The organism is Nonomuraea sp. SBT364, assembly GCF_001083785.1.
Classification (GTDB): domain Bacteria; phylum Actinomycetota; class Actinomycetes; order Streptosporangiales; family Streptosporangiaceae; genus Nonomuraea.
The window spans coordinates 15700-39930 of sequence record NZ_LAVL01000057.1; the positions used below are offsets into that span (position 1 = coordinate 15700).

Consider the following 24231-nt stretch of genomic DNA (forward strand, 5'->3'; position numbering starts at 1 on the left):
TGGCGACACGAGCCTTCTGACAGACACGATATGTCGCGTCTGCCGAAATCTCAAGATGTATCGCGTTATGGGCGAAGCTCAGTCCTCGTCGTCCAGCCGCGCGAGCCAGGTCGCCAGCCGCTCGACCGGGGTCTCGAACTCGGGGTTGAGGTCGACGAACTCGCGCAGCCGCTCGCCCAGCCACAGCAGGCTGACCTCTTCCTCGCCCCGCCGTTCGACCAGCTCCTCGATCCCCCGATCGGTGAAGTACATGGTGCTCCGTTCAGTCAGCTCTTCAGCCGCGACGTGAGGTCCGCGGCCGGAATCCAGGCGTCCGCACGCCCGCGTCTGACTTTATCGAGGTCCGAGCGGTCTGCGGGACGACCCGATGACTGGCCGCGTGGGCGGCGACGGTGATCGGCCTGGGCGGCGGCTTTTGAGGGCGGCGCCCGCTTCACCTGTCCAAATCAGCAGTGAGCCCCCGCCGGGGCGGGGGCTCACCGGTGTGGCGTGATCAGCCGAAGATCTGCTTCGCGATCTCCTCGAGCTCGGCGTCGTGGGCGGCGTGCGAGCCGGCCGCGGGCGAGCTGTTGGGGGTACGCGAGACGCGCCGCAGCGGGCGGCCGTCCAGCAGTTGCGGGTCCTCGGCCAGCTTGAGCGACAGGTAGGGCCACGCGCCCATGTTGACCGGCTCGTCCTGCGCCCACACCAGCTCGGCCTGCGACCCGTAGCGGGCCAGTTCGGCGTTGAGCTCCTCGGCGGGGTAGGGGTAGAGCCGCTCGATCCGGACCAGCGCGACGTCGTCGCGCCCGGAGCTCTCACGAGCCGCGAGCAGGTCGTAGTGGATCTTGCCGAAGGACATCACGACCTTCGTCACCTTGGCCGGATCGACGGTGCTGTCGCCGATCACCGGCTGGAAGGTGCCGGAGGTGAAGTCCGACGCCTTGGACGTGGCCTTCTTGTGCCGCAGCAGCACCTTGGGCGTGAAGACGACCAGCGGCTTGTGCCGCCCCGACTCGACCTGCCAGCGCAGCAGGTGGAAGTAGTTGGCCGGGGTGGTCGGCTGCGCGACCGTCATGTTGTCGAGCGCGCAGACCTGAAGGAACCGCTCGATGCGGGCGGAGGAGTGGTCGGGGCCCTGGCCCTCGTAGCCGTGCGGCAGCAGCAGCACGACACCGGAGCGCTGGCCCCACTTCTGCTCGCCCGACGAGATGAACTCGTCGATGATCGTCTGGGCGCCGTTGACGAAGTCGCCGAACTGCGCCTCCCACGCCACCAGGGCGTCGGGACGCTCGACGCTGTAGCCGTACTCGAAGCCCAGCGCCGCGAACTCGCTCAGCAGCGAGTCGTAGACGTAGAACTTCGTGGTGCCCTCGTTGAACGACTTGAGTGGGGTGTGCTCGGCGCCCGTCACCCGGTCGACCAGCACCGCGTGCCGCTGGGTGAAGGTGCCGCGCCGGGAGTCCTGGCCCACCAGGCGGACCGGGTGCCCGTCGATGAGCAGCGACCCGAACGCCAGCGTCTCGCCCATGCTCCAGTCGATCGAGTCCTGCTCGACCATCTGGCCGCGGCGCTGCAACACCGGCGCGAGACGCGGGTGGACGGTGAAGCCCTCGGGCAGGTTGAGCTGGGTGTCGACGATGCGCTTGAGCGTCTCGTCGCTGATCGCGGTCGGCGTGTCGTCGTGCGACCACTTGACGACCTCGGTCGGCGGCACCCGCATCGCGCCCGCCTCCAGCGGCTTCTTGGCCGCCTCGCGGGTCTCGGTGAACGCCTGCTCCAGCTTGGCCTGGTAGTCGCGCAGCGCCGACTCGGCCTCCTCGACCGTGATGTCGCCCCGGCCGATCAGCGCCTCGGTGTAGAGCTTGCGGGTCGAGCGCTTGGCGTCGATCAGGTCGTACATCAGCGGCTGGGTGAAGGCCGGGTTGTCGCCCTCGTTGTGACCGCGGCGGCGGTAGCAGATGAGGTCGATCACGACGTCCTTGCGGAACGCCTGGCGGTATTCGTAGGCCAGCTCGCCCACGCGCACCACGGCCTCGGGGTCGTCGCCGTTGACGTGGAAGATCGGCGCCTGGATCATCCGGGCCACGTCCGTCGCGTAGACGGAGGACCGGGAGGAGGCCGGCGAGGTGGTGAAGCCCACCTGGTTGTTGACCACCACGTGCACGGTGCCGCCGGTGCGGTAGCCGCGCAGCTGCGACAGGTTGAGCGTCTCGGCCACCACGCCCTGGCCCGCGAAGGCCGCGTCGCCGTGGACGAGCACGGGCAGGACGGTGAAGCCCTCCTCGCCGCGCTCCAGCAGGTCCTGCTTGGCGCGGACGACGCCCTCCAGCACCGGGTCGACCGCCTCCAGGTGCGACGGGTTGGCGACCACGGAGGCGCTGATCGTCTTGCCGCTGGGCGCGGTGAACGTGCCGGTCGCGCCGAGGTGGTACTTCACGTCGCCGGAGCCGTGCGCGGTGCGCGGGTCGATGTTGCCCTCGAACTCGCCGAAGATCTGCGCGTAGGACTTGCCCACGATGTTGGCGAGCACGTTGAGCCGGCCGCGGTGCGCCATGCCGATGACGACCTCGTCGAGGCCCTCGTCGGCGGCGTCGCTGATGACGGAGTCGAGCAGCGGGATCAGCGACTCGCCGCCCTCCAGCGAGAAGCGCTTCTGGCCGACGAACTTCGTCTGCAGGAACGTCTCGAACGCCTCGGCGGTGTTGAGCCTGCTCAGGATGTTGAGCTGCTCGTCGCGCTCGGGGGAGGCGTAGGGCTTCTCCACCCGCGCCTGGATCCAGGCCCGCTCCTCGGGGTTCTGGATGTGCATGTACTCGATGCCGACGGTGCGGCAGTAGGAGTCGCGCAGCACGCCCAGGATCTCGCGCAGCTTCATCAGCGGCCGGCCGCCGAAGCCGCCGGTGGCGAACTCGCGCTCCAGGTCCCACAGCGTCAGGCCGTGCGACTGGATGTCGAGGTCGGGGTGCTTGCGCTGCTTGTACTCGAGCGGGTCGGTCTCGGCCATGAGGTGGCCGCGCACCCGGTAGGCGTGGATGAGCTCGATCACCCGCGCCGACTTGGCCACGTCCTCGTCGTGCGAGGCCGAGATGTCGCGCACCCAGCGGACCGGCTCGTACGGGATGCGCAGCGCCTCGAAGATCTCATCGTAGAAGCCGTCCTCGCCGAGCAGCAGCCGGTGGATCGTGCGCAGGAAGTCGCCCGACTGGGCGCCCTGGATGATCCGGTGGTCGTAGGTGCTGGTCAGCGTCATGACCTTGGAGACGGCCAGGCGCGAGAGCGTGTCGGGGGACGCGCCCTGGTATTCGGCCGGGTACTCCATCGCGCCGACGCCGATGATCGTGCCCTGGCCGGGCATCAGGCGCGGCACGGAGTGGACGGTGCCGATCGTGCCGGGGTTGGTCAGCGAGATCGTGGTGCCGGTGAAGTCGTCGACGCCGAGCTTGCCGGCGCGGGCCTTGCGGACGACCTCCTCGTAGGCCATCCAGAACTGCCGGAAGTCCATGTCCTCGGCGGCCTTGATGGACGGCACGAGGAGCTGGCGCTCGCCGTTGCTCTTCTGGACGTCGATGGCCAGGCCGAGACCCACGTGCTCGGGCTTGACCAGGGTCGGCTTGCCGTCGACCTCGGCGTAGAAGAAGTTCATCTCCGGCATGGCCTTCAGCGCCTTGACGATCGCGAAGCCGATCAGGTGCGTGAAGGAGACCTTGCCGCCGCGACCCCGCTTGAGGTGATTGTTGATCACGATGCGGTTGTCGATGAGCAGCTTGGCCGGGATGGCCCGGACGCTCGTCGCGGTCGGGACCGACAGCGAGGTGTCCATGTTGGCGGCCGTACGGGCCGCCGCCCCGCGCAGCTTCACCTCTTCGGCGCCCTTGGGCACCGGGGTGACGGGCTGCTTGGGCTTCTCGGCCGGCGCCGGTGGCGGCGCTTTGACCGGAGCGGCAGCGGGCGCGGTCGCAGTGCCGTTCGCCGCCTCCCTGACCGGGGTACGGCCCGGTCCGTAATCAGGGTTGTAGTCAGCGAAGAAGTTCCACCAAGCCTTGTCGACAGACTCGGGATCTTGGAGGTACTTCTGGTACAGCTCGTCGACAAGCCACTCATTCTGACCAAAGCTTGCCAGCGGGTTTGTCCGCGACGACTCAGACGACACGGCGCAAATCGCCCTCTTCCGCAGATCGGCGTTGATGTTAGAGAACCTGTCCAAGGCTACTCGCCCGGACCGACGGCGCGCGCCCGCGAGGCGCTGCCGCCTCGCCTGATCCTCTCAGGAGTGCCCGAAGAGGTCACGCCCCCCTAGTCAATCCAGGTGGTGCCGTCAACATTACCGTTTGGTATCAACAGCGGGGCGCGAGGTTTAGTTCCCGCCGGCCACGACCCGCGAGGCGATCCGGACATCGGGGGACAGCCGGGTCAGAAGATCGGCCAGTTCCTCGCCGGCTTCCTTCAGCTCCTCCATCGCCATCGGCTCCAGCCGCTCCAGCAGGAAGATCGCGTTGGTGGTCTCCTCGGTGAGCCGGGTGCGGGCCACCTGGCGCCAGTTCCACCTGCGGCAGGTGACGCCCACGTCGTCGCGCCAGATCACCTCGCCGGGCTCCGGCTGCCCGAGCGCCTCCTCCGACGCCTCGTCGCCCGCCGCCCTGACGAGCCGGGGCGGGCCGGCATAGCGGTCGAGGTCCTCGCCGCCGATGGGCAGCGCGTGCTTCACGCTGATCGAGTTGTACGCGTCGACGACCCGGTTGATCTCCGGCAGGGGCATCCTGCGGGTGAGGGCGTCGACCGAGGGGCGGGTGCGCTGCGGCTTGGCGCCGAAGGCGCGGTAGGCGTCCTTCCAGGCGTCGATCTTGTCCGCCTGGACCTCGTGCGTCGCCGCCTCGCTCAGCCAGGCGCGGGTCGTGTCGTCGGTGGGGCCGTTGCGCAGGCCGTGGGCCGTCATGGCCAGGACGGCGAAGTCCGGGCGGAGCGCGAGGACCGCCTCGTCCACCGTGATGTCGTCAAGCATGCGGCCAGTTTAGGAGGGCGCTACCGCAAAAAACACTTTGCAAAAATCTCTTTGCGGTCTATCGTCGAAGCATGGAGGAAGAGTTCAAGATCAGTGATCCGCAGGTGCTCAAGGTCGTGGCCCACCCGCTGCGGGTGCGGCTGCTGGGCCTGCTGCGCGCCGACGGCCCCGCCACCGCGAGCGGGCTGGGCCGGGTGGTGGGCGAGAGCTCCGGCTCGACCAGCTACCACCTGCGCGAGCTCGCCAAGTACGGCTTCATCGAGGAGGACCCCGATCAGCGCGACGGCCGCGAGCGCCGCTGGCGGTCCCGCCACCGCTACACCACCTGGGACAACCTGGAGATGTCGGGCAGCCCCGAAGGGCGCGAGGCGGTCAAGATCATGCGGATGCGTCAGGTTGCGGTGCTCGGGCGGCAGGTCCAGGAGTTCGACGAGGGCGAGTGGGGTGACGAGTGGGTGCGGGCCGCGGGGCTGAGCGACACGCTGGTCCGGCTGCCCGCCTCGGCCCTGCTGGAGCTCTCACGCCAGGTCGGCGAACTGCTGGAGGAGTTCGGGGCCCGTCACGCGGACGCGCCGGACGCCGAGCAGGTCCTCGTCTGGATGGGCGGGTTCCCGCGCCGGACGGGGGAGGAGGAGGCATGAACGCCCGGTCCGCGCTGCGGCGCTACATGCTGGTCGCGTTCCTGACCTGGCTGCCTTTAGGGCTCATGATGCCGGTGATGGTGCTGCTGATGACCGAGCGGGGGCTCAGCCTGGCCCAGGTCGGGCTCGTCACGACGGTGTTCTCGATCGTCACGATCACGCTGGAGCTGCCCACGGGCGGGCTGGCCGACGTCGTCGGACGCCGCGTGGTGCTGGCCGCGTCGGCGGCGTTCACGCTCGGCGCGCTCGCGCTGATGGCGGTCTCGACGACGGTGTGGATGTTTCTGGGCATGGCGGTGCTCAAGGGGGTGGGCCGCGCGCTGTCCAGCGGGCCCGCCACCGCCTGGTACGTCGACACGCTGCATGAGCTGGAGGGCCGCGACGCCGATCTCGGTCGGGGGCTGGCCAGGGGCGGGGCGATGGAGGCCGCGGCGCTCTGCCTGGGGGTGCTCGCGGGCGGGTTCGTGCCCCTCGTCGTGCCGCCCGGCCCGCTGCCCCCGCTCGCCGTCCCGGCCTTGGCCGGCGCCGTGGCGGCCGCGGTCCTGCTGGTGGTGGTGCTGATCGCGCTGCCCGAGCCGTCGCGGGACACGTACGGGAAGCGGGACAGGTACGGGAAGACCGATGGGCGCGGGACGTTGCGCGGGCTCGTGCGGGAGGTGCCCGCGACCGTCGGCGGCGGGGTGCGACTGGTGGCCGGCGCGCCGGTGCTGCGGCGGCTGATGCTGGTCGCCGCCGGGTCGGGGGTCGCGCTGACCGCCGTCGAGTTGCTCACCCCCGGGCGGCTGGCCGAGCTGGCGGGGACGGCCGAGCAGGGCAGCACCGCGTACGCGATCGTGGCGGCGCTCGGGTTCGCCGGCAGCGCGGCCGGGAGCGCGATGGCGCCCCGCGTGGCGCGGCTCGCGGGCCGCGCCACCGCGGCGGGCGGTCCGGCGCCGGTGGCCGGGGCGGTGGCGGGCACGCTGCTGACCGGGGCGTCCGTGGCAGCGCTGGCCGCGACGGCGGGGCTCGGCGGGGCGGCCGGGCTGGTGACGGCGGGGACCGCCTACGTCGTGCTGTTCGCCGGGCTCTCCGTGGCGGGCCTGCTGTGCCTGGAGATGACGCACAAGGCCGTGGACGCCGGGCGGCGCAACACCGTCACCTCGACGAGCTCGCTCGCGCTGCAGGCCGGCGGTGCGGCCTCCAACCTGGGGTTCGGCGCGCTGGCCACCGGGGCCGGCACGGCGGCCGCCTGGTCGGTGGCCGCCTGCCTGATCATGGCCTCGGCGTCGCTGTTCGTCAGGATGCCGCGGACCAGTCCAGCTCCGGGCCCACAGGTACGATCCGGCTCGGGTTGATGTTCGTCTGCGTGACGTAGTAGTGCCGCTTGATGTGGTCGAAGTCGGTGGTCTCGCCGAACGCCGGGATCGCGTACAGCCTCCTGGCGTACGACCACAGCGCCGGATAGTCGGTCAGGCGGCGCACCGAGCACTTGAAGTGGCCGTAGTAGACGCTGTCGAACCGGGCCAGCGTCGTGTAGAGGCGCACGTCGCTCTCGGTCAGCGTGCCGAAGAGGAACTCGCGGCCCGTCAGCCGCTCCTCCAGGAAGTCCAGCGTGGCGAAGACGCGGCCCACGGCCTCCTCGTACGCCTCCTGGGCGGTGGCGAAGCCGGCCTCGTAGACGGCGTTGTTGAGGCCGCGGTAGACGCGCTCGTTCATGGCGTCGATGTCCGGGCGCAGCGCCTCCGGGTAGAGGTCGGGCGTCCGGCTCCAGGTGGTCTCCAGGTCGAGGGTGATCCGCGGGAAGTCGTTGGTGACGATCCGCCCCTCCTTGCCGTCCCAGACGCAGGGCACCGTGTAGCGGCCCGTGAAGCCCGGGTCGGTGGCCAGGTAGAGCTCCGACAGGTAGACGCCGTCCGGCACCCGCCAGCCCTTCTCGTCGCGGATCGGGTCCACGATCGTCACGTCCAGCAGGTCCTCGATGCCGAGGAGCCGGCGCACGATCAGCACCCGCTGCGCCCACGGGCAGGCGTAGGAGGCGTAGAGCCGGTAGCGGCCCGGCTCGGGCGGGCCGAGCCGGTCGGTGAAACGGTTCGGCTGCCTGACGAAGCGCCCGTCATCGGCGATTTCACGTTTCATGGCCCCAGTAGAACATGCTTCCGGAACGCCGGGCAGAATCTCGGGCATGGCGAAGTTCGTGGTGACTCCTTCCAGCGAGGAGCAGCGTGCGGCATGGACGGGCGGGACGATCCCCGAGGTGGAGCGGGTGCGGCCGGGCCTGTGGTCGGTGCCGGTGCCCATCCCGATCAACCCGCTGCGCTACGTCCTGGTGTACGTGCTCGAATGCGACGACGGCGTGGCCGTCGTGGACGCCGGGTGGAACACCGACGAGGCGTACGACGCGCTGGTCGCCGGGCTCGCCGTGGCCGGCTACGCGATCACCGACGTGAAGGCGGTGCTGGTCACCCACATCCACCCCGACCACTACGGCCTGGCCGGGCGCGTCCGCGAGGCGTCCGGCGCCTGGATCGGGCTGCATCCCGCCGACGCCGGACTGGTGCGCGAGCGCTACGACGACGACGCCATCGGGTCGCTGGTCGCCCGGGAGCGCGCGCTGCTCGTGCGCTGCGGCGTGCCCGCGGCCACCCTGGACGAGCTGGCCGGCGCGTCCATGATGATCAGGCACATGGTGTCGATGGCCAAGCCCGACCGGCTCATCGAGGACGGCGACCGGCTCGACCTGCCCGGCTGGGACCTGCGGGCGCTGTGGACGCCTGGGCACTCGCCAGGGCACCTGTGTTTCACCTCGCCGTCCAGGAAGCTGCTGTTCTCCGGAGATCACGTGCTGGCCAGGATCACGCCGATCGTCGCGGTGCACCCGCAGTCGGGGCCGAACCCGCTGGCCGACTACCTCGGCGCGCTGGCCGCGGTGCGTGACCTGGACGTGGAGGAGGTGCTGCCCGCCCACGAGTACCGGTTCCTGGAGCTGGCCGGGCGGGTGGATCACGTGATGGCCCACCACGCCGAGCGGCTGGCCGAGATCGAGCAGGTGCTCGGCGTGTCCGGCGGCGTGAGCTGCTGGGAGGTGGCGACCCGGCTGACATGGTCGCGGCCGTGGGAGTCGATCCCGCCGTTCATGCGCCGCGCGGCCAACAACGAGACGCTGGCCCACCTGGTGTGGCTGGAGGCCCGGGGCCGGGCCAGGCGGGAGCAGGGGGAGCCGGACCTCTGGGTGGCTCCGCTCAGCGGGTGAGCCCCGCCCAGAACCCGTAGGCGTGGTCGCGCTCGAACGCCGCGCGCTTCCACGTCCCCGCGGTGAGCGAGCGCACGTGCCGGTCCCGCTCGCCGAACCGAGGCCAGCCCGGGTCGCCGGAGGCCGCGAACCGCACCCAGGAGCCGATGATCCGCCCGGCGAGCCGCTCCTGCCGGGGCGGCAGCTTCTCGAACAGCTTCAGGTCGAACAGGTACGGCAGCTCCGCCATGTGCTGGGCGCGCACCGGGAAGCTGGTGGCGGGGTAGCCGGCGAACCAGGGCGTGTCCTTCTCGGCGAACTCGTACATCCGGGTGGGCGTCCAGCGTGACAGCAGCCGGGCGGTGTCGAGCGTGGGCGTCGCCCAGGCGTGGTCGGTACGCACGGCGGCCAGGGCCTCCCCGGCCGAACCGTAGGCCCGCAGCGGGTAGCGCTTCAGCACAGCGGCGGCGTCGGCGCCGAACTCCTTGCGGATCGCGGGCTCGTATTCACCGGCCCGCATCGGGCGGCCGCCGGGGGCCAGTTCCTGGCCGGCGATCATGCCGCGTTCCTCGTCGTGGTTGACGCCGACCAGCACCGGGACGCGGTTGAACCGGCCGCTGCGCAGGGCCTGCGCGGGGGTGCGGGGCAGCAGGCCGGTGCCCGCCACCGGGCGCGGCTCGACGAAGGCGCCGTAGGCGGCCAGCAGCTTGGCCGCCGGCACCGCGCGCAGGCACGCCGCCACGTCGCCTGCCTCGTCGCAGGCCACCTGCTTGATCACCCTGGCGCTCTCGGCCTCGGCGTCGGCCCGGGTCCGCGAGCCGCCCGTGGCGCACGGGGCGCTCTGCACGATCGCCCGGTGGAACAGGCCCTTGGACGCGGGTGAAACCAGGTGCCCGCAGACCGCGTAGCCGCCGCCCGACTGGCCCATGATCGTCACGTTGCCGGGGTCGCCACCGAACGCGGCGATGTTCGCGCGGACCCAGCGCAGCGCGGCCTGCTGGTCCTCCAGCCCGAAGCCGCCCGACCCGCCCAGCGCCGGGGAGGTGAGGAAGCCCATCACGCCCAGCCGGTAGTTCATCGACACGACCACGGCTCCGGCAGAGGCGAGCCGCGCGGGACCGTACATGTCGCCCGTGCCGTACATGAGGCTGCCGCCGTGGATCCACACGATGACGGGCAGCTTGGTCTTGACCCGGGCCGGTGTGGTGACGTCGAGGTAGAGGCAGTCCTCGTTCTCGCTGGGCACGCCGATCGGGTAGCCGGTGGGCTGGGCGCAGGCCGCGCCGGACTCGGTGGCGTCGCGCACCCCGGTCCACGGCGCGGCGGGCCGGGGCGAGGTCCAGCGCAGGTCGCCGACGGGCGGCGCGGCGTACGGGATGCCCCGGAAGGCGCGCACGCCGTCCGCGGCCGATCCGCGGAGTTCGCCGGAGGCCGTGGTGACCACCTCGGGGCCGGTCGCGGCGGCGGGGATGGCGGACACGGCGGGGATCGCCGTGGCGAGCAGACCGGCCGCCAGCAGTCCTGCGAGCCGTCCGTAAGCGGGGTTCATCTGGGTGTTTCTCCGTCTCGTCGTGATCTGGAAGGGACCGTACGAGAATTTGGGCGAACGCGCAAGTCGATCGCCTAAGGCGTTCGCATGAGGAGCTTGGTATGCTGCGCCGCATGGGGAACCGTGAAGATCTGCTCGCCGGGGCCAAGCGGTGCCTGCGCGAGAAGGGTTACGACCGCACCAGCGTGCGCGACATCGCCTCCGCCGCCGGCGTCAGCATGGCCGCCATCGGCTACCACTACGGGTCGCGGGAGGCGCTGCTCAACAAGGCGCTGTTCGAGATCCTCGACGAGTGGGGCGACGCCATGGGGCGCGCGCTCGTGCCGGAGTCCGGCGGCCCGGCGGTCGCGCACTACGAGCGCATGTGGGAAGGCCTGCTCGCCGACTTCAAGGCCCATCCGGACCTGTGGCTGGCCTCGATCGAGCTGTTCATGCAGGCCCAGCGTCAGCCCGAGTTGCGCCCGACGCTGGCCGAGGGCACCCGGCAGGGGCGCGCCGGGATGGCGGCGATCTTGGACAGCGTGCCGGAAGGCGAGGTGTCCGAGCGTTCCGCGCGCACGCTGGGCACCGTGCAGGTCGCGCTGATGACCGGCGTCATGGTGCAGTGCCTGAGCGATCCCGACAGCGCGCCCACCGCCGCCGAGGTGCTCGACGGGTTGCGGGCGGTCGCCAAGCTGCTCGGCTGAACGCCCGGGTTCGGGTTATGGTGCTCGTACTAGAATGTTGTTCTCCTGCGATGGAGGTTCGATGCTTCGGTTCGATGACAGGGTCGCGATCGTCACGGGGGCCGGGCACGGCCTCGGCCGCTCGCACGCCCTCCTGCTGGCGGAGCGGGGCGCCAAGGTCGTCGTCAACGATCTCGGCGGCGCCCTCGACGGCACCGGCGCCTCCACCGGCCCGGCCGCCGACGTGGTCGAGCTGATCACCAAGAACGGCGGCCAGGCCGTCGCCAGCACCGACAACGTCGCCACCCCCGAAGGGGCCAGGGCGATCGCGCAGGCGGCCGTCGACGCGTTCGGGAAGATCGACATCGTCGTCAACAACGCCGGCATCCTGCGGGACAAGTCGTTCGGCAAGATGACGGTCGAGGACTTCGACAACGTGCTCGCCGTGCACGTACGCGGCTCCTACCTGGTCAGCCAGGCGGCCTACCCGTTCATGAAGGAGGCCGGCTACGGGCGGATCGTCAACACCTCCAGCCCGGCCGGCCTGTTCGGCAACTTCGGCCAGGCCAACTACTCCACCGCCAAGATGGGCCTGGTCGGGCTCACCAAGACGCTCGGCATCGAAGGTGCGCGCAGCGGCATCAAGGCCAACGCCATCGCTCCGATCGCCTGGACGCGGATGACCGAGGCGCTGCTGCCCGCCGAGTTCGAGGCCAAGTTCACGCCCGAGCGGGTCAGCGCGCTCGTCGCCTACCTGGTGCACGACTCGTGCGAGGCGAGTGGCGAGGTCTTCAGCGTGGGCGGCGGGCGGGTGGCGCGGGTGTTCGTGGCCGAGGGGCCCGGCTGGAAGGCCGACGACCTCACGCCGGAGGCGCTGGCGGACAACTGGTCGTCCGTCATGGCCGAGCAGCCGTACGTCCTCACGGCGGCGGACTCGATGAAGGCGATGCTCTAGACGCAGGCGCACCGGGGGCACCGACCGAACGAGTCGGTGCCCTGTTTTATGCCCAAAAATCGGGCTTTGTTCGATCATCGGCGAAAGTGGGGCGAGTTTGGGCGGCTCGCACTCTTGAATTGCCGGATGAGTGATCTTATTGTCGCGACATGACCCCCACTCCGGGCTCGCCCGGCGATGTCCTGACGCTGATCAGCGCAGGATCCGCGACGACCCGTTCCGACCTCGCCCGGCTCACCGGGCTGGCTCGATCCACGATCTCCCAGCGCGTCGACGCGCTGATCGAGCGCGGTTTGGTCGAGGAGACCGAGAGCGGCGAGTCGACCGGCGGACGCCCGCCCCGCCAGCTCCGCCTGCACACCGAGGAGCACGCTTTCGCCGGCGTCGATCTGGGCGCCACGCACTGCCGCATCGCCCTGATGGACATCTCCGGCGACGTGCTGGCCGAGTGCGAGGACTCGCTGCTGATCGGCGACGGCCCCGACAGCGTGCTGGCGCACGTCGACAGCCGGCTCGAACGGCTGCTCGCCGAGGCCGGCCGGCCCAGGGCGGCGCTGCGGGCCATCGGGATGGGAGTGCCCGGCCCCGTCGAGTTCGCCACCGGGCGGCCCAACAACCCGCCGATCATGCCGGGCTGGAACGAGTACCCGATCCCCGAATACTTCGGCGGCACCGCCGTCCTGGTGGACAACGACGTCAACGTGATGGCACTCGGCGAGCACCGCAACGCCTTCGGCGACATTCGCCACCTGCTGTTCGTCAAGGTCGGCACCGGCATCGGCTGCGGCATCGTGGCCGAGGGCACCCTGCACAGGGGAGCGCAGGGGTCGGCCGGCGACATCGGCCACATCCGGGTCAGCGGCCACGACGAGGCCGGCTGCCGCTGCGGCAACAGCGCCTGCCTGGAGGCCGTCGCCGGCGGCGCCGCCGTGGCGCGCCGGCTCACCGAACTGGGCGTCCCCGCCGAGTCGGGGGCCGACGTCGTCGCGCTCGTCCAGGCGGGCAACACCCAGGCGCTGCGGCTCGTCAGAGAGGCCGGCCGGCTCATCGGCGAGGTGCTGGCCAGCCTGGTCAACTTCTTCAACCCCCAGGTCATCGTCATCGGCGGCGCCCTGTCGCGGGTCCACGAGCACCTGCTCGCCGGCATCAGGGAGACCGTCTACCGGCGCTCACTGCCGCTGGCCACCCACCACCTGTCGATCGTGCCGAGCCGCATGGGGATCAACGCCGCCGCACTGGGCGCCGGGATCCTCGCGATCGAGCACTACCTGTCCCCGGACAACATCAACCGCATCGTCAACGCCTGAAAGGGAGCCGGATGCTCGTCATGAGGGGAATCGTCAAGCAGTTCCCCGGCGTGCGCGCGCTGGACGGGGTGGACCTGGACGTGCGCGCGGGCGAGGTGCACTGCCTGCTCGGCCAGAACGGCGCCGGCAAGTCCACGCTGATCAAGGTACTGGCCGGCGTCCACCAGCCGGACGAGGGCACCGTCGAGTTCAACGGCGCGCAGGTGCGCCCGTCGAGCCCGATGGACGCCATCCGGCTCGGCTTCGCCACCATCTACCAGGAGCTCGACCTGGTCGACGGGCTGAGCGTGGCCGACAACATCTTCCTCGGCCACGAGCACGCCCGCCTCGGCTTCGTCAACACCGGAGCCGGCCACCGGGCCACCCGCGAGGTGCTGGAACGGCTCGGCCACGGCGAGATCCGCCCGTCCACCGAGGTCGGCAGGCTCTCACCGGCGGCCAAACAGGTCGTCTCGATGGCCAGGGCGCTCTCGCACGACGCCCGCCTGATCATCATGGACGAGCCGTCGGCCGCGCTGGCGCACGACGAGGTGGCCAACCTGTTCCGGATCATCCGCGAACTCACCGCCCAGGGCGTGGCCGTCGTCTACATCTCGCACCGGCTGGAGGAGATCCGCGAGATCGGCGACCGCGTGACCGTGCTCAAGGACGGCCGCACCGTCGCCGTCGGCCTGCCCGCGCGCGACACCCCCACCTCGCAGATCGTCTCCCTGATGACCGGCAGGAACGTCGAGTACGTCTTCCCGCCCCGCGCGGCCCGGCCACCCGGCGACAAGGTGCTCGACGTCGAGCACCTGACCTCGCCCGGCGCCTTCCGCGACGTGAGCTTCGCCGTCCGCGCCGGCGAGATCGTCGGCCTGGCCGGCCTGGTCGGCTCCGGCCGCTCGGAGATCCTGGAAGCGGTGTACGGCGCCCGCCCCGCCTCGGGCAAGGTCGTGCTCGCCGGGCGGCAGGTGCGGCGCGGCGGCGTCGTCAAGACCGTGCGCCAGGGCATGGGCCTGGCGCCCGAGGAGCGCAAGGCCCAGGCCCTGCTCCTGGACCAGAGCGTCACCGCCAACATCACGCTGGGCAGCCTGCCGGGCTTCGCCAAGTTCGGCTGGATGAACCGGGGCCGCGAGCGCGCCGAGGCCGAGCGGCTGGTCAAGGCGCTCGACATCCGCCCGCCCGACCCCGAGCGGCCGATCAGGACCCTGTCCGGAGGCAACCAGCAGAAGGCGGTGCTGGCCCGCTGGCTGCTCGGCAGCCGCCGGCTCCTCCTGCTCGACGAGCCGACCAGGGGCGTCGACGTGGGAGCCAGGGCGGAGCTGTACGCGGTCATCCGCGACCTGGCGGACCAGGGCATCGGCGTGCTGCTGGTGTCCAGCGAGGTGCCCGAGGTCCTCGGCCTGGCCGATCGCGTGCTGGTGGTGCGCGAGGGATCGGTCATCCACGAGGGCGACGCCGGAGAACTCGACGAGCACCGCGTGCTCGACATGATCATGAATGGGAGAGCGGCCTGATGAGCGACGCCCGAAGACCGCCGGCGGCGGTCCCCGACACAGGCGGTGCCGCGCCACCACCGGCCCGCGCCACGCTGAACGCCCTGACCGGGGCCCGGCATCTCGGCCTGCTGGTGGCGATCGGCCTGCTCGTCGTCGTCGGCCTGGTCACCCGGCCGGAGAACTTCGCCTCCGCCTCCAACCTCGTCAGCATCCTGTCCCTGGCCGCCACGATCGGCGTGATCACCGTCGGCGCCACCTTCGTGATCATCGGCGGCGGCATCGACCTGTCGGTCGGCGCGATCATGGCTCTGGCGTCGGTGTGGGCGACCACGGTCGCCACCCAGGAGTTCGGGCCGGTCGTCATGGCGATCTGCGCCATCCTCGTCGGCACCGGGACCGGGCTCGTCAACGGGTGGCTCATCGCCTACGGGCGGCTCGTGCCGTTCATCGCCACCCTGGCCATGCTGGTGGCGGCGCGCGGCCTGGCGCAGCGCATGTCCGACCGCAAGACCCAGCTCATCGACGGCGAAGGCGCCATCGCCGCCCTGTCGACCAGCCGGGTCCTCGGCATCCCGCTGCTCGTCTACATCTTCGCGCTGGTCGTGGTGCTCGGCTGGATCCTGCTCAACCGCACCACCTTCGGCCGCCGCACCTACGCCGTCGGCGGCAACCCGGAAGCCGCCAGGCTCGCCGGCATCGACGTCCGCCGCCACACGATGCTGCTCTACGCCCTGTCCGGGCTCTGCTGCGGCATCGCGGCCATCCTGATCATGGCTCGGACCACGACAGGCTCGTCCACCCACGGCGACCTGTACGAGCTCGACGCCATCGCCGCCGTCATCATCGGCGGCACCCTGCTCACCGGCGGCCGCGGCACGATCGTCGGCTCGATCCTGGGCCTGCTCATCTTCACGCTCATCACGAACCTGTTCATCCTCAACGGCCTCAACACCAGCGACCAGCTGATCGCCAAGGGCCTGATCATCGTCGTCGCCGTCCTTCTCCAGCGGCGAAATCTGAAGGAGAGAGCACCATGAGCAACAACGTCGCGCGCAGGGGATTCCTGGTCGGCGGTCTCGGTGGCGCCGCGCTCTTAGCGGCGGGCTGCACCAGCAACGAGCCGGCGGCCTCGCCGACCACGGCCGCGCCGCAGCCGGCCCCGGCGGCGAGCGGCAACGACGAGCCCGGCGACAAGGTCGTCATCGGCTTCTCCGCGCCCGCCGCCGACCACGGCTGGATCGCCGCCATCGCCAAGAACGCCGAGGCCACCGCCAAGCAGTATCCGGACATCGAGTTCAAGCCCGTCGAGCCCACCAACGACATCAACCAGCAGATCTCCGCCGTCGAGTCGCTCATCGCCGCCAAGGTGAACGCGCTGGTCATCCTGCCCAACGACGGCCAGCAGCTCAACCAGATCGCGCTGCGCGCGACCGAGGCCGGCATCCCCGTCATCAACCTCGACCGCGTCTTCCCCGACAAGCTCGCCTACCGGACCTGGATCGGCGGCGACAACTACGGCATGGGCGTGGCCGCCGGTCACCACATCGGCAAGGCGCTCAAGGACAAGGGCGTGTCGAACCCGGTCATCGTGGAGATCCAGGGCATCGCCACGCTCCCGCTCACCCAGGACCGCAGCAAGGGCTTCGAGGACGCGCTGAAGACGTACGGCTTCAGCGTGACGGCCAAGCAGGACGCCAAGTTCACCGTCGAGACCGGCAACCAGGTGGCGACGGGCCTGCTGCAGGCCCACAAGAAGATCGACGCGATGTGGAACCACGACGACGACCAGGGGGTCGGCGTGCTGGCCGCGATCAAGGAGGCGGGCCGCGACGAGTTCATCATGGTGGGCGGCGCGGGGTCGGCCAACGCCATGCGGGAGATCCAGTCGGGCTCGTCGGTGCTGCAGGCCACGGTCACCTACAGCCCCACGATGGCTTCCTCGGCCATCAAGCTGGCGCGCCTGATCGCCCAAGGCAAGGGCATGAGTGACCTCGTGGAGAACCAGGTTCCGCAGTCCATCACGCTCGCGTCCGAGACCATTACCAAGGAGAACGTCGAGCGATACCTGGAACTCGGCTTCGAATCCTGATCGGGGGTTGCATGTCAGCAAGAACCGTCGGCGTCGGCATGATCGGTTACGCCTTCATGGGCCGCGTCCACTCCCAGGCCTGGCGCAGCGTCGCCGCCTTCTTCGACCTGGAAGCGGTGCCGCGGATGCAGGTGATCGCGGGCCGGTCGAAGGAGGCGACCGAGGCGGCTGCCGAGCGGCTGGGCTGGGCGGAGGCGGTGACCGACTGGCGTGAGGTGATCGCGCGCGCGGACGTCGACGTGGTCGACATCTGCACGCCCGGCGACACGCACGCCGAGATCGCCATCGCCGCCCTGCGCGCGGGCAAGCACGTCATCTGTGAGAAGCCGCTGGCCAACACCGTGGCCGAGGCCGAGGCCATGGTCCGGGCCGCCGCCTCGGCGACGGGCCGCAGCATGGTGGCCTTCAACTACCGGCGGGTGCCCGCGGTGGCGCTGGCCAGGCAGTTCGTCGAGCAGGGCAGGCTGGGCGAGATCCGGCACGTGCGTGCCCAGTATCTGCAGGACTGGATCGTCGACCCGGACTTCCCGCTGGTGTGGCGGCTGCAGAAGGACAAGGCGGGCTCGGGCGCGCTGGGCGACATCGGCGCGCACATCATCGACGCCACCCAGTTCATCAGCGGCCAGCACATCGTGGGCGTGTCCGCGCTGACCGAGACCTTCATCAAGGAACGGCCGCTGCCCGAGTCGTCGTCCGGGCTGTCGGCCGGGGGCGGCTCCGGCAGGGGCACGGTCACGGTGGACGACGCGGCCCTGTTCACCGCCCGGCTGTCCGGCGGGGCGGTGGGCTCGTACGAGGCCACGCGGTTCGCCACCGGCCGCAAGAACGCGCTGCGCGTCGAGATCAACGGCTCGCTCGGCAGCCTCGCCTTCGACTTCGAGTCGATGAACGAGCTGTGGTTCAGCGAGGGCGGCCGGGGCTTCGAGCGCATCCTCGTCACCGAGCCCGACCACCCGTACGTCGGCGCCTGGTGGCCGCCGGGCCACGGCCTCGGCTACGAGCACACGTTCACGCACGAGATCAAGGACTTCCTGGAGGCGATCGCCGAGGGCCGCGACCCTTCGCCGTCCTTCGCCGACGGGCTGCGGGTGCAGCGCGTGCTCGCGGCGGTCGAGCGGAGCGCGGCCGACGGCAGCCGCTTCACCAGCGTGGAGGATTCATGAGACCCATCACACTGTTCACCGGTCAGTGGGCCGATCTGCCGTTCGAGGAGGTGTGCCGGCTGGCCGCCGAATGGGGCTACGACGGCCTGGAGATCGCCTGCTCCGGTGATCACTTCGACGTGGCCCAGGCCGTCGCCGACCCGTCCTACGTCGAGCAGAAGCGCGCCCAGCTCGACAAGCACGGCCTCAAGGTGTGGACGATCTCCAACCACCTCGTCGGCCAGGCCGTGTGCGACCATCCGATCGACGAGCGGCACAAGGCGATCCTGCCGGCCCGCATCTGGGGCTCCGGTGACCCGGAGTCGGTGCGTCAGGCGGCGGCCGAGGACCTGAAGAACACCGCCCGTGCCGCCGCCCTGCTGGGCGTCGACACGGTGGTGGGCTTCACCGGCTCGTCGATCTGGCACACGGTCGCGATGTTCCCGCCGGTCCCGGCGTCCATGGTGGACGCGGGCTACCAGGACTTCGCCGATCGCTGGAACCCGATCCTGGACGTGTTCGACGAGGTGGGCGTGCGGTTCGCGCACGAGATCCACCCGAGCGAGATCGCCTACGACTACTACACGACGGTGCGCACGCTGGAGGCGATCGGGCACCGGCCCGCCTTCGGCCTCAACTGGGACCCGTCCCACATGGTGTGGCAGGACCTCGACCCGGTGGCGTTCATCCTGGACTTCGCCGACCGCATCTACCACGTCGACTGCAAGGACACCCGGATGCGCGTCGGTGACGGGCGCCGGGGCCGGTTGTCGTCCCACATGCCGTGGGCCGACATGCGCAGGGGCTGGGACTTCGTCTCGACGGGCCGGGGCGACGTGCCGTGGGAGGACTGCTTCCGCGCCCTCAACTCGATCGGCTACGCGGGCCCGATCTCGATCGAGTGGGAGGACGCGGGCATGGACCGTCTCGACGGCGCCCGTGAGGCCCTGGCCTACATCCGCGACCTCAACGCCATCACCCCGCCGGCGACCGCGTTCGACGCGGCGTTCTCGTCGGGCTGACGACCTTTTCCCGCACGGGCCGCGTCCAGTACGGGGGCGCGGCCCGTGCCTTTTCCGGAATTCGGCCCGGAAATACTTTAAACACCAACTATTTTATGACCGTGCGCTTAACTCGGTCACTCAATGCTTTGTGATCTAGGTCGCATTTCCTTTTTCCTATTTCACCCCGATATGCCGTCGTGATACTTCTGTGACGCCGTGCGATCAGGGGACGGAGGGGCGTGACAACGGAACTACGCCCCTCCGCGGTCGCATGCCGCCACGAACTTGACGTGAGGACAACTCATTTGCGCATCGTCATGAAGAGCACTGTCGGCAAACTGGCGCTCGGGGTCGCCGCCGTGACCGCTCTCTCGGGAGTTCCCACGGCCCACGCGGCCACGCCCCCCACGGCTGTGGAGGCCGCCACCGCGGAGGCCGCCAAGACCGGCCGCGCCGTGCCCGTGCCGAGCCTGACGGACGAGAACAGCACCACCGTCGCCAACCCTGACGGCACCTACACGGCCACCATCACCTCAGGCCCGTCCAACGTGAAGCAGGGCGGCCGGTGGGTGCCGATCGACACCTCGCTCGTCGCCGAGGGCGGCGTGCTCAGGCCGAAGGCGGCCAAGGCCCGGATCGAGGTGTCCGGCGGCGGCGAGGGCCCGCTGGCCACCATGGCCGACGAGCACGGGCGGACGTTCTCCCTGCGGTGGCCGACGGCGCTGCCCGCGCCCCGGGTCCAGGACAACGTCGCCACCTTCGCCGACGCGGCCGGGCCGGGCGCCGACCTGGTGGTGACCGTCCTGCCGACGGGCTTCCGGCACGACGTGGTGCTCCGTACGAAGCCGGCCGGGCCGATCGAGCTGCGGATCCCCGTACGGACCGAGGGAGTGGAGCTGAGCGAGGCCGCGGACGGGCGGCTGCAGCTCAAGAGCGACAGCGGCGAGGTCGTCGCGGCGGGCGCGCGGCCGGTGATGTGGGACGCGGGCGGGCACGGCAAGCCGCGCGGCGACGCCGTCGCCCCCGTCGACGCCGCCGTACGGACCGAGAACGGCGCCAAGGTCCTGGTGCTCAAGCCGGACGAGGCGTTCCTTTCGGCCCCGGAGCGGGTCTACCCGGTGACCGTCGATCCGACGATCACCCTGCCGGGCGTGGAGGTCGACACCGACGTGGCCACCTCCTGGGCCTCGCACCCCGGCGACCCGATGATCATCGCGGGCACCATGCCGTGGGAGAACGGTCAGGGCGGCGACGTGATGCGCAGCCTGGTCAGGTTCGACACCGCCGCGTTCACCGGCAAGCGGGTCCTGGGGGCCGCGCTGGCCATGTGGAACGTCGAGACCAACGCCTGCGGTCTGCGGGTCGGCTCCGGCCTCACCGCCGAGCGGGTCACCGGCCCCTGGGACGAGAACAACCTCAACTGGGACAACAAGCCCGCCACCGTCACGGCGGGCTCGTCCACCGTCCGCGCCGGGCGGGGCCGCACCTGGACCGAGCCCTGCGCCGGCGGCGCCGGGTTCCTGACGTGGGGCGTGACCGGCATCGCGCAGGCGTGGGCCAAGGGCGCCCCCAACCACGGCATCCAGCTCCGCGGCGCCGACGAGAACGAGGCCACGAACTGGCGGGCGTTCGCCGCCTCCGAGAACAAGGAGGAAGGCGTCAAACCGCCCACCCTGGCGGTCGTCTACTCCCGGTAGAACGGGTAGGCCAGGGGGATGGATCTCGACTGGACCGCCGAGCTGCACGAGCAGCTCGCCTGGCACTGGACGCGGCAGCTCCGTCCCCGCCTCGACGGGCTGACCGACGAGGAGTATCTCTGGGAGCCGGCCCCCGGCTCCTGGAGCATCCGCGACGGGCGCATCGACTGGGTCCACCCGCCGCCCGAGCCCGCGCCCGTCACGACGATCGCCTGGCGGCTGGCCCACGTCATCGTCGGCGTCTTCGGCGCCCGCGCGGCCTCGCACTTCGGCGGTCCGGCCGTCGACTACGGCTCGTTCCCGTACGCGACGACGGCGGCGCGGGCGCTGGACCAGCTCGACGAGGCCCACGAGCGGTGGTCGCGGGGCGTGCGGTCGCTCGGGCCGCAGGACCTGGCGCGGCCGTGCGGCCCCGCCGAGGGCCCCTACGCCGACCGGCCGATGGCCACCCTGGTGCTGCACATCAACCGGGAGGCCATTCACCACGGCGCCGAGGTCGCGCTGCTGCGCGACCTGTGGGCGCACCGCTGAGCGTCAGTCCATCACCACGATCTGGCGCAGCACCTCGCCGCCCCTCAGCGCGGCGACGGCGTCGTTCAGGTCGGCCAGCCGGATGCGCGAGCTGATCATCGACTCCAGGTCCAGCTGGCCGGCCCTGTAGAGCTTGGCGAAGTACGGGAAGTCGTGCCGCACGTCGGCCTCGCCGTAGAGGCTGGACAGCAGGTTCTTGCCCTCGAACAGCAGGCTGAAGGCGGAGATCGACACCATGTCGTCCGTGGCGCCCGCCCCGACCACGACGACGTCGCCGCCCTGCCGGGTGAGCTGCCAGGCGCTCTGGATCGTGGCCGCCTTGCCGACGACCTCGAAGCCGTAGTCGAAGCCCTGGCCGCCGGTGAGCTCGGCCAGCGCGCCCGGGACGCCCTCGGGGGTGACCGCGTGGGTCGCGCCGACCTTCTTGGCCAGCTCGTGCTTGGACTCCAGCGGGTCGACGGCCAGGATCGTCCGGGCGCCGGAGACGCGGGCGCCCTGGATGACCGACAGGCCGACGCCGCCGCAGCCGATCACCACGACCGTGGAGCCCGGCCGTACCTTCGCGGTGTTGACCACGGCCCCCACGCCGGTCGTGATGCCGCAGCCGATCAGCGCCGCCGCCTCCCACGGCACCTCCGGGTCGATCTTGATGGCGCCCTGCCACGGCACCACGATCTCCTCGGCCCAGGTGCCGCAGCCGGCCATGCCGAAGGCCGTGGTGTCGCCGCCGAAGCGGAAGTTGCCCTTGGTGAACGACTCGATCATGTACTTCGGGCACAGGAACGGCTGGCCGCCCAGGCACAGGTCGCACTCCTGGCAGGCCGGGCGCCAGCTGATCACCACGTGGTCGCCCGGCTGGACCGAGGTGACGTGGTCGCCGACCTCCACCACCTCGCCCGCGCCCTCGTGACCGGGGACGAGCGGCACTGGCTGCGGCAGCACGCCGGACATGGCCGACAGGTCCGAATGGCAGACGCCCGTCGCCCGGATCCGCACGCGGACGTCCGTCGGCCCCACCGGGGCCAGGGTCACGTCGTCACGGATCTCCAGCTTGTCATCGCCTACGGCGTGCAGAAGCGCGGCGCGCATGGGGGATTCCTCCTGTCGGGCTATTCCTCTAGGGAAAGGGCGGCTTTGGGACAGGACCGCACCGCGTGACGCACGCGGTCCAGCATCTCGGGGGGCGGTTCGGGCAGCAGGACGTGGAGCTCGTCGTCCTCGTCCACCTCGAACACCTCTGGCGCGAGCCCCATGCACACGGCGTTGGCCTCGCAGACCAGGTAGTCGACTTCGATCTTCATGTGAGCCTCCGGTGATCCCATGAGACCACTCTGCCGGGCTCGACGACGTACGCGAACCGCTTGCGGCCGGTCTGTTCCACGTAGGGCCGCAGGAGGTCGTCCGCCACGCCCGGGGTCATCCGGCGCGCGACCGCCAGGCCGACCTCCATCGGGTCGTCCAGCCGCGCCGCCTCGCCGTAGACCAGGACCCCGCGCAGGTCGGCGTAGTCGTCCCCGGTCTCCACCAGGCAACTCACCCGGGGGTCGCGCGCCAGGTTGCGGGCCTTCTGCGATTTCGCGTACGTCCAGAAGGTGATCCGGCCCTTGTCGAGCCCGTAGAACATGGTCACCAGGTGCGGGGTGCCGTCGGGGTTGATGGTCGCCAGCTGCAGCTTCCTGGCCCTCTCCAGCAACGCGGTGACCTCGTCGTCCGGCATCGCGATGCGCGCGCGCTGATTCACGCTGCCAGTAGAACAGGTTGCATTATGCCGGGCAAGAGGGCGACGGAATGTTGTTCGGTTCCACTAGGGTGCAGGGCTATGACGATGCCCCCCGCGCTGCGCTACGCAGCCGAGCACGCCAAGGGATTCATGCCGTCGCAGGAGGGGCTGGCGCTGTTCGAGGTGGCCTGCGAGTACGGGCCGCGCGGGCCCATCTGCGAAATCGGCACCTACTGCGGCAAGTCGGCCATCTACCTCGGCGCGGCCGCCCGGCAGACGGGGTCCGTGGTGGTGACCGTCGACCACCACCGGGGCTCGGAGGAGATCCAGCCCGGCTGGGCGCACCACGACCCGACGCTGGTCGACCTGCGCTTCGGCAAGATGGACTCGCTGCCGACCTTCCGCACCACGATCGCCTCCGCCGGGCTGGAGGACGAGGTGATCGCGATCGTCGGCGGGTCCGAGCGGGTGGCCGCGCTCTGGGCCACGCCGCTGGGCATGCTGTTCATCGACGGCGGCCACTCCGAGGAGCCGGTGACCCGCGACTACGAAGGCTGGGCGCCGCACGTGGTGATCGGCGGCGCGCTGGTCTTCCACGACGTCTACCCCGACCCCGCCCAGGGCGGGCAGGCGCCCTACCGCGTCTACCGGCGGGCGCTGGAGTCCGGCGCGTTCACCGAGGTGCGCGCGGAGGGCTCGCTGCGGGTCCTGGAGCGGGTGGCCGAAGGGCTTTGAACCACGGCCATCGCGTCCCGGCCCGCTACCGGCGGCCCGGCGCCTGAGCGGCCGGGAATCGATATGACGAATCCACATCGACTGGTGACGCATGCCTATGGGCGGGTCCTCCCCAGGCTCATTACCGTGGCTCTGACCCTCCCGGTGAACAAGGAAAGGAGGCACCACCATGAGAAGGGCATCCAGCCTGGCGGTTGGCCTGAGCACGGCGGTCGTCGCCGTCGCGCTCGGGGCCGGCCCCGCCCATGCGGCGGTCAGCGACGCTGTCTGCTTCTCGGGCAGCCGGACGCCGACCGGCGGCGGCTACTACAAGGTGTCGGGATCAGGGTGCGACGGCCACAGCGGCACGAGCGTCACCATCCGCTTCGGTTCCGCGGCCGGGACGTACGACTGCGGATGGACGTTCATGTGGAACGGCCAGCTCGGCGCCGAGAACTGCACCCTCGTCCTGAACCACCTGCCGGCTTCTCGGCCGTGAACGACTGAGCCTGCAGCTCCTCGCCGTCGATGGCTTCGACGGTCCGGC

The 24231-nt window shown here is 70.8% G+C and carries 23 protein-coding genes; 15 read left to right on the plus strand and 8 right to left on the minus strand.

Annotated elements, in window-relative coordinates; all coding sequences use genetic code 11:
- Positions 1-78 precede the first annotated feature (78 nt).
- The 3 genes from ADY59_RS51620 to ADY59_RS24325 all read right to left on the minus strand — a co-directional run bounded on the left by ADY59_RS51620 (position 79) and on the right by ADY59_RS24325 (position 4981).
- A complete protein-coding gene (locus ADY59_RS51620) occupies positions 79-252 on the minus strand; it encodes a DUF6104 family protein (protein WP_193318541.1) in 174 nt (57 codons plus the stop codon).
- A gap of 241 nt (positions 253-493) precedes the next feature.
- Positions 494-4132, minus strand: a complete 3639-nt coding sequence (locus ADY59_RS24320; RefSeq protein WP_049565984.1) for a multifunctional oxoglutarate decarboxylase/oxoglutarate dehydrogenase thiamine pyrophosphate-binding subunit/dihydrolipoyllysine-residue succinyltransferase subunit — start codon at positions 4130-4132, stop codon at positions 494-496.
- 204 nt (positions 4133-4336) lie between these two features.
- Positions 4337-4981 (minus strand): B3/B4 domain-containing protein, encoded by a 645-nt coding sequence (locus ADY59_RS24325; protein WP_049565988.1) that lies wholly within the window; start codon positions 4979-4981, stop codon positions 4337-4339.
- A 71-nt stretch (positions 4982-5052) separates the two neighbouring features.
- Between ADY59_RS24325 and ADY59_RS24330 the strand changes: the two genes are divergently transcribed.
- Both ADY59_RS24330 and ADY59_RS24335 read left to right on the plus strand, forming a co-directional pair.
- Positions 5053-5622, plus strand: a complete 570-nt coding sequence (locus ADY59_RS24330; RefSeq protein ID WP_049565990.1) for a winged helix-turn-helix domain-containing protein — start codon at positions 5053-5055, stop codon at positions 5620-5622.
- On the plus strand, positions 5619-6956 hold the full coding sequence (locus tag ADY59_RS24335; protein WP_049565992.1) for an MFS transporter: 1338 nt from the start codon (positions 5619-5621) through the stop codon (positions 6954-6956). The genes ADY59_RS24330 and ADY59_RS24335 overlap by 4 nt, the downstream gene beginning before the upstream one ends.
- Here the strand turns inward: ADY59_RS24335 and ADY59_RS24340 are convergent.
- Positions 6898-7737 (minus strand): glutathione S-transferase family protein, encoded by an 840-nt coding sequence (locus ADY59_RS24340; RefSeq protein ID WP_049565995.1) that lies wholly within the window; start codon positions 7735-7737, stop codon positions 6898-6900. The two genes, ADY59_RS24335 and ADY59_RS24340, sit on opposite strands and share 59 nt — an antisense overlap.
- Before the next feature lie 46 nt (positions 7738-7783).
- Here ADY59_RS24340 and ADY59_RS24345 point away from each other — a divergent pair, with 46 nt between their 5' ends.
- The gene (locus ADY59_RS24345) at positions 7784-8851 is read left to right on the plus strand and encodes an MBL fold metallo-hydrolase (protein ID WP_082310361.1); all 1068 of its coding nucleotides are present in this window, start codon (positions 7784-7786) and stop codon (positions 8849-8851) included.
- On the opposite strand, the gene ADY59_RS24350 is transcribed toward ADY59_RS24345, so the two are convergent.
- Positions 8841-10379, minus strand: a complete 1539-nt coding sequence (locus ADY59_RS24350) for a carboxylesterase/lipase family protein (RefSeq protein WP_053175094.1) — start codon at positions 10377-10379, stop codon at positions 8841-8843. The two genes, ADY59_RS24345 and ADY59_RS24350, sit on opposite strands and share 11 nt — an antisense overlap.
- Positions 10380-10492: 113 nt before the next feature.
- Between ADY59_RS24350 and ADY59_RS24355 the strand changes: the two genes are divergently transcribed.
- The 10 genes from ADY59_RS24355 (at position 10493) to ADY59_RS24400 (ending at position 21250) form a co-directional block, all read left to right on the plus strand.
- Positions 10493-11065, plus strand: a complete 573-nt coding sequence (locus ADY59_RS24355; RefSeq protein ID WP_049566060.1) for a TetR/AcrR family transcriptional regulator — start codon at positions 10493-10495, stop codon at positions 11063-11065.
- Between the two features lie 61 nt (positions 11066-11126).
- Positions 11127-11999: an SDR family oxidoreductase gene (locus tag ADY59_RS24360; RefSeq protein ID WP_049565998.1), complete on the plus strand. Its 873-nt coding sequence runs from the start codon at positions 11127-11129 to the stop codon at positions 11997-11999.
- A 149-nt stretch (positions 12000-12148) separates the two neighbouring features.
- Positions 12149-13306 carry an ROK family transcriptional regulator gene (locus ADY59_RS24365; RefSeq protein ID WP_049566001.1) on the plus strand — a complete coding sequence of 386 codons (1158 nt, stop codon included), beginning with the start codon at positions 12149-12151 and terminating at the stop codon, positions 13304-13306.
- 20 nt (positions 13307-13326) lie between these two features.
- A complete protein-coding gene (locus ADY59_RS24370) occupies positions 13327-14805 on the plus strand; it encodes a sugar ABC transporter ATP-binding protein (protein ID WP_231618857.1) in 1479 nt (492 codons plus the stop codon).
- Positions 14805-15824, plus strand: coding sequence for an ABC transporter permease (locus tag ADY59_RS24375; protein WP_082310362.1), 1020 nt, complete (start codon positions 14805-14807; stop codon positions 15822-15824). Before ADY59_RS24370 ends, ADY59_RS24375 begins: the two co-directional genes overlap by 1 nt.
- Positions 15821-16876: an ABC transporter substrate-binding protein gene (locus tag ADY59_RS24380; RefSeq protein ID WP_049566007.1), complete on the plus strand. Its 1056-nt coding sequence runs from the start codon at positions 15821-15823 to the stop codon at positions 16874-16876. Before ADY59_RS24375 ends, ADY59_RS24380 begins: the two co-directional genes overlap by 4 nt.
- A gap of 11 nt (positions 16877-16887) precedes the next feature.
- Positions 16888-18039, plus strand: a complete 1152-nt coding sequence (locus tag ADY59_RS24385) for a Gfo/Idh/MocA family protein (protein WP_049566008.1) — start codon at positions 16888-16890, stop codon at positions 18037-18039.
- Positions 18036-19040, plus strand: coding sequence for a sugar phosphate isomerase/epimerase family protein (locus ADY59_RS24390; protein ID WP_049566011.1), 1005 nt, complete (start codon positions 18036-18038; stop codon positions 19038-19040). The genes ADY59_RS24385 and ADY59_RS24390 overlap by 4 nt, the downstream gene beginning before the upstream one ends.
- 299 nt (positions 19041-19339) lie before the next feature.
- Positions 19340-20719 (plus strand): DNRLRE domain-containing protein, encoded by a 1380-nt coding sequence (locus tag ADY59_RS24395; RefSeq protein WP_156325699.1) that lies wholly within the window; start codon positions 19340-19342, stop codon positions 20717-20719.
- An 18-nt stretch (positions 20720-20737) separates the two neighbouring features.
- Positions 20738-21250, plus strand: coding sequence for a DinB family protein (locus ADY59_RS24400; protein WP_049566014.1), 513 nt, complete (start codon positions 20738-20740; stop codon positions 21248-21250).
- A gap of 3 nt (positions 21251-21253) precedes the next feature.
- Here the strand turns inward: ADY59_RS24400 and ADY59_RS24405 are convergent, their stop codons facing one another.
- Genes ADY59_RS24405 through ADY59_RS24415 form a run of 3 tightly spaced genes read right to left on the minus strand, consistent with a single transcriptional unit; the run spans position 21254 to position 22991 of the window.
- Complete coding sequence (locus tag ADY59_RS24405; protein WP_049566017.1) at positions 21254-22339, minus strand: zinc-binding dehydrogenase; 1086 nt, start codon at positions 22337-22339, stop codon at positions 21254-21256.
- 20 nt (positions 22340-22359) lie between these two features.
- Complete coding sequence (locus tag ADY59_RS24410) at positions 22360-22551, minus strand: ferredoxin (protein ID WP_049566019.1); 192 nt, start codon at positions 22549-22551, stop codon at positions 22360-22362.
- Positions 22548-22991 carry a pyridoxamine 5'-phosphate oxidase family protein gene (locus ADY59_RS24415; RefSeq protein WP_049566022.1) on the minus strand — a complete coding sequence of 148 codons (444 nt, stop codon included), beginning with the start codon at positions 22989-22991 and terminating at the stop codon, positions 22548-22550. The genes ADY59_RS24410 and ADY59_RS24415 overlap by 4 nt, the downstream gene beginning before the upstream one ends.
- An 84-nt stretch (positions 22992-23075) precedes the next feature.
- Here ADY59_RS24415 and ADY59_RS24420 point away from each other — a divergent pair, with 84 nt between their 5' ends.
- Together ADY59_RS24420 and ADY59_RS24425 are read left to right on the plus strand one after the other, a co-directional pair.
- Entirely contained in the window at positions 23076-23705 is a 630-nt protein-coding gene (locus tag ADY59_RS24420; protein WP_082310364.1) for a class I SAM-dependent methyltransferase, read from the plus strand.
- 169 nt (positions 23706-23874) lie between these two features.
- Complete coding sequence (locus ADY59_RS24425) at positions 23875-24183, plus strand: hypothetical protein (RefSeq protein ID WP_049566029.1); 309 nt, start codon at positions 23875-23877, stop codon at positions 24181-24183.
- The last annotated feature ends 48 nt before the right edge of the window (positions 24184-24231 follow it).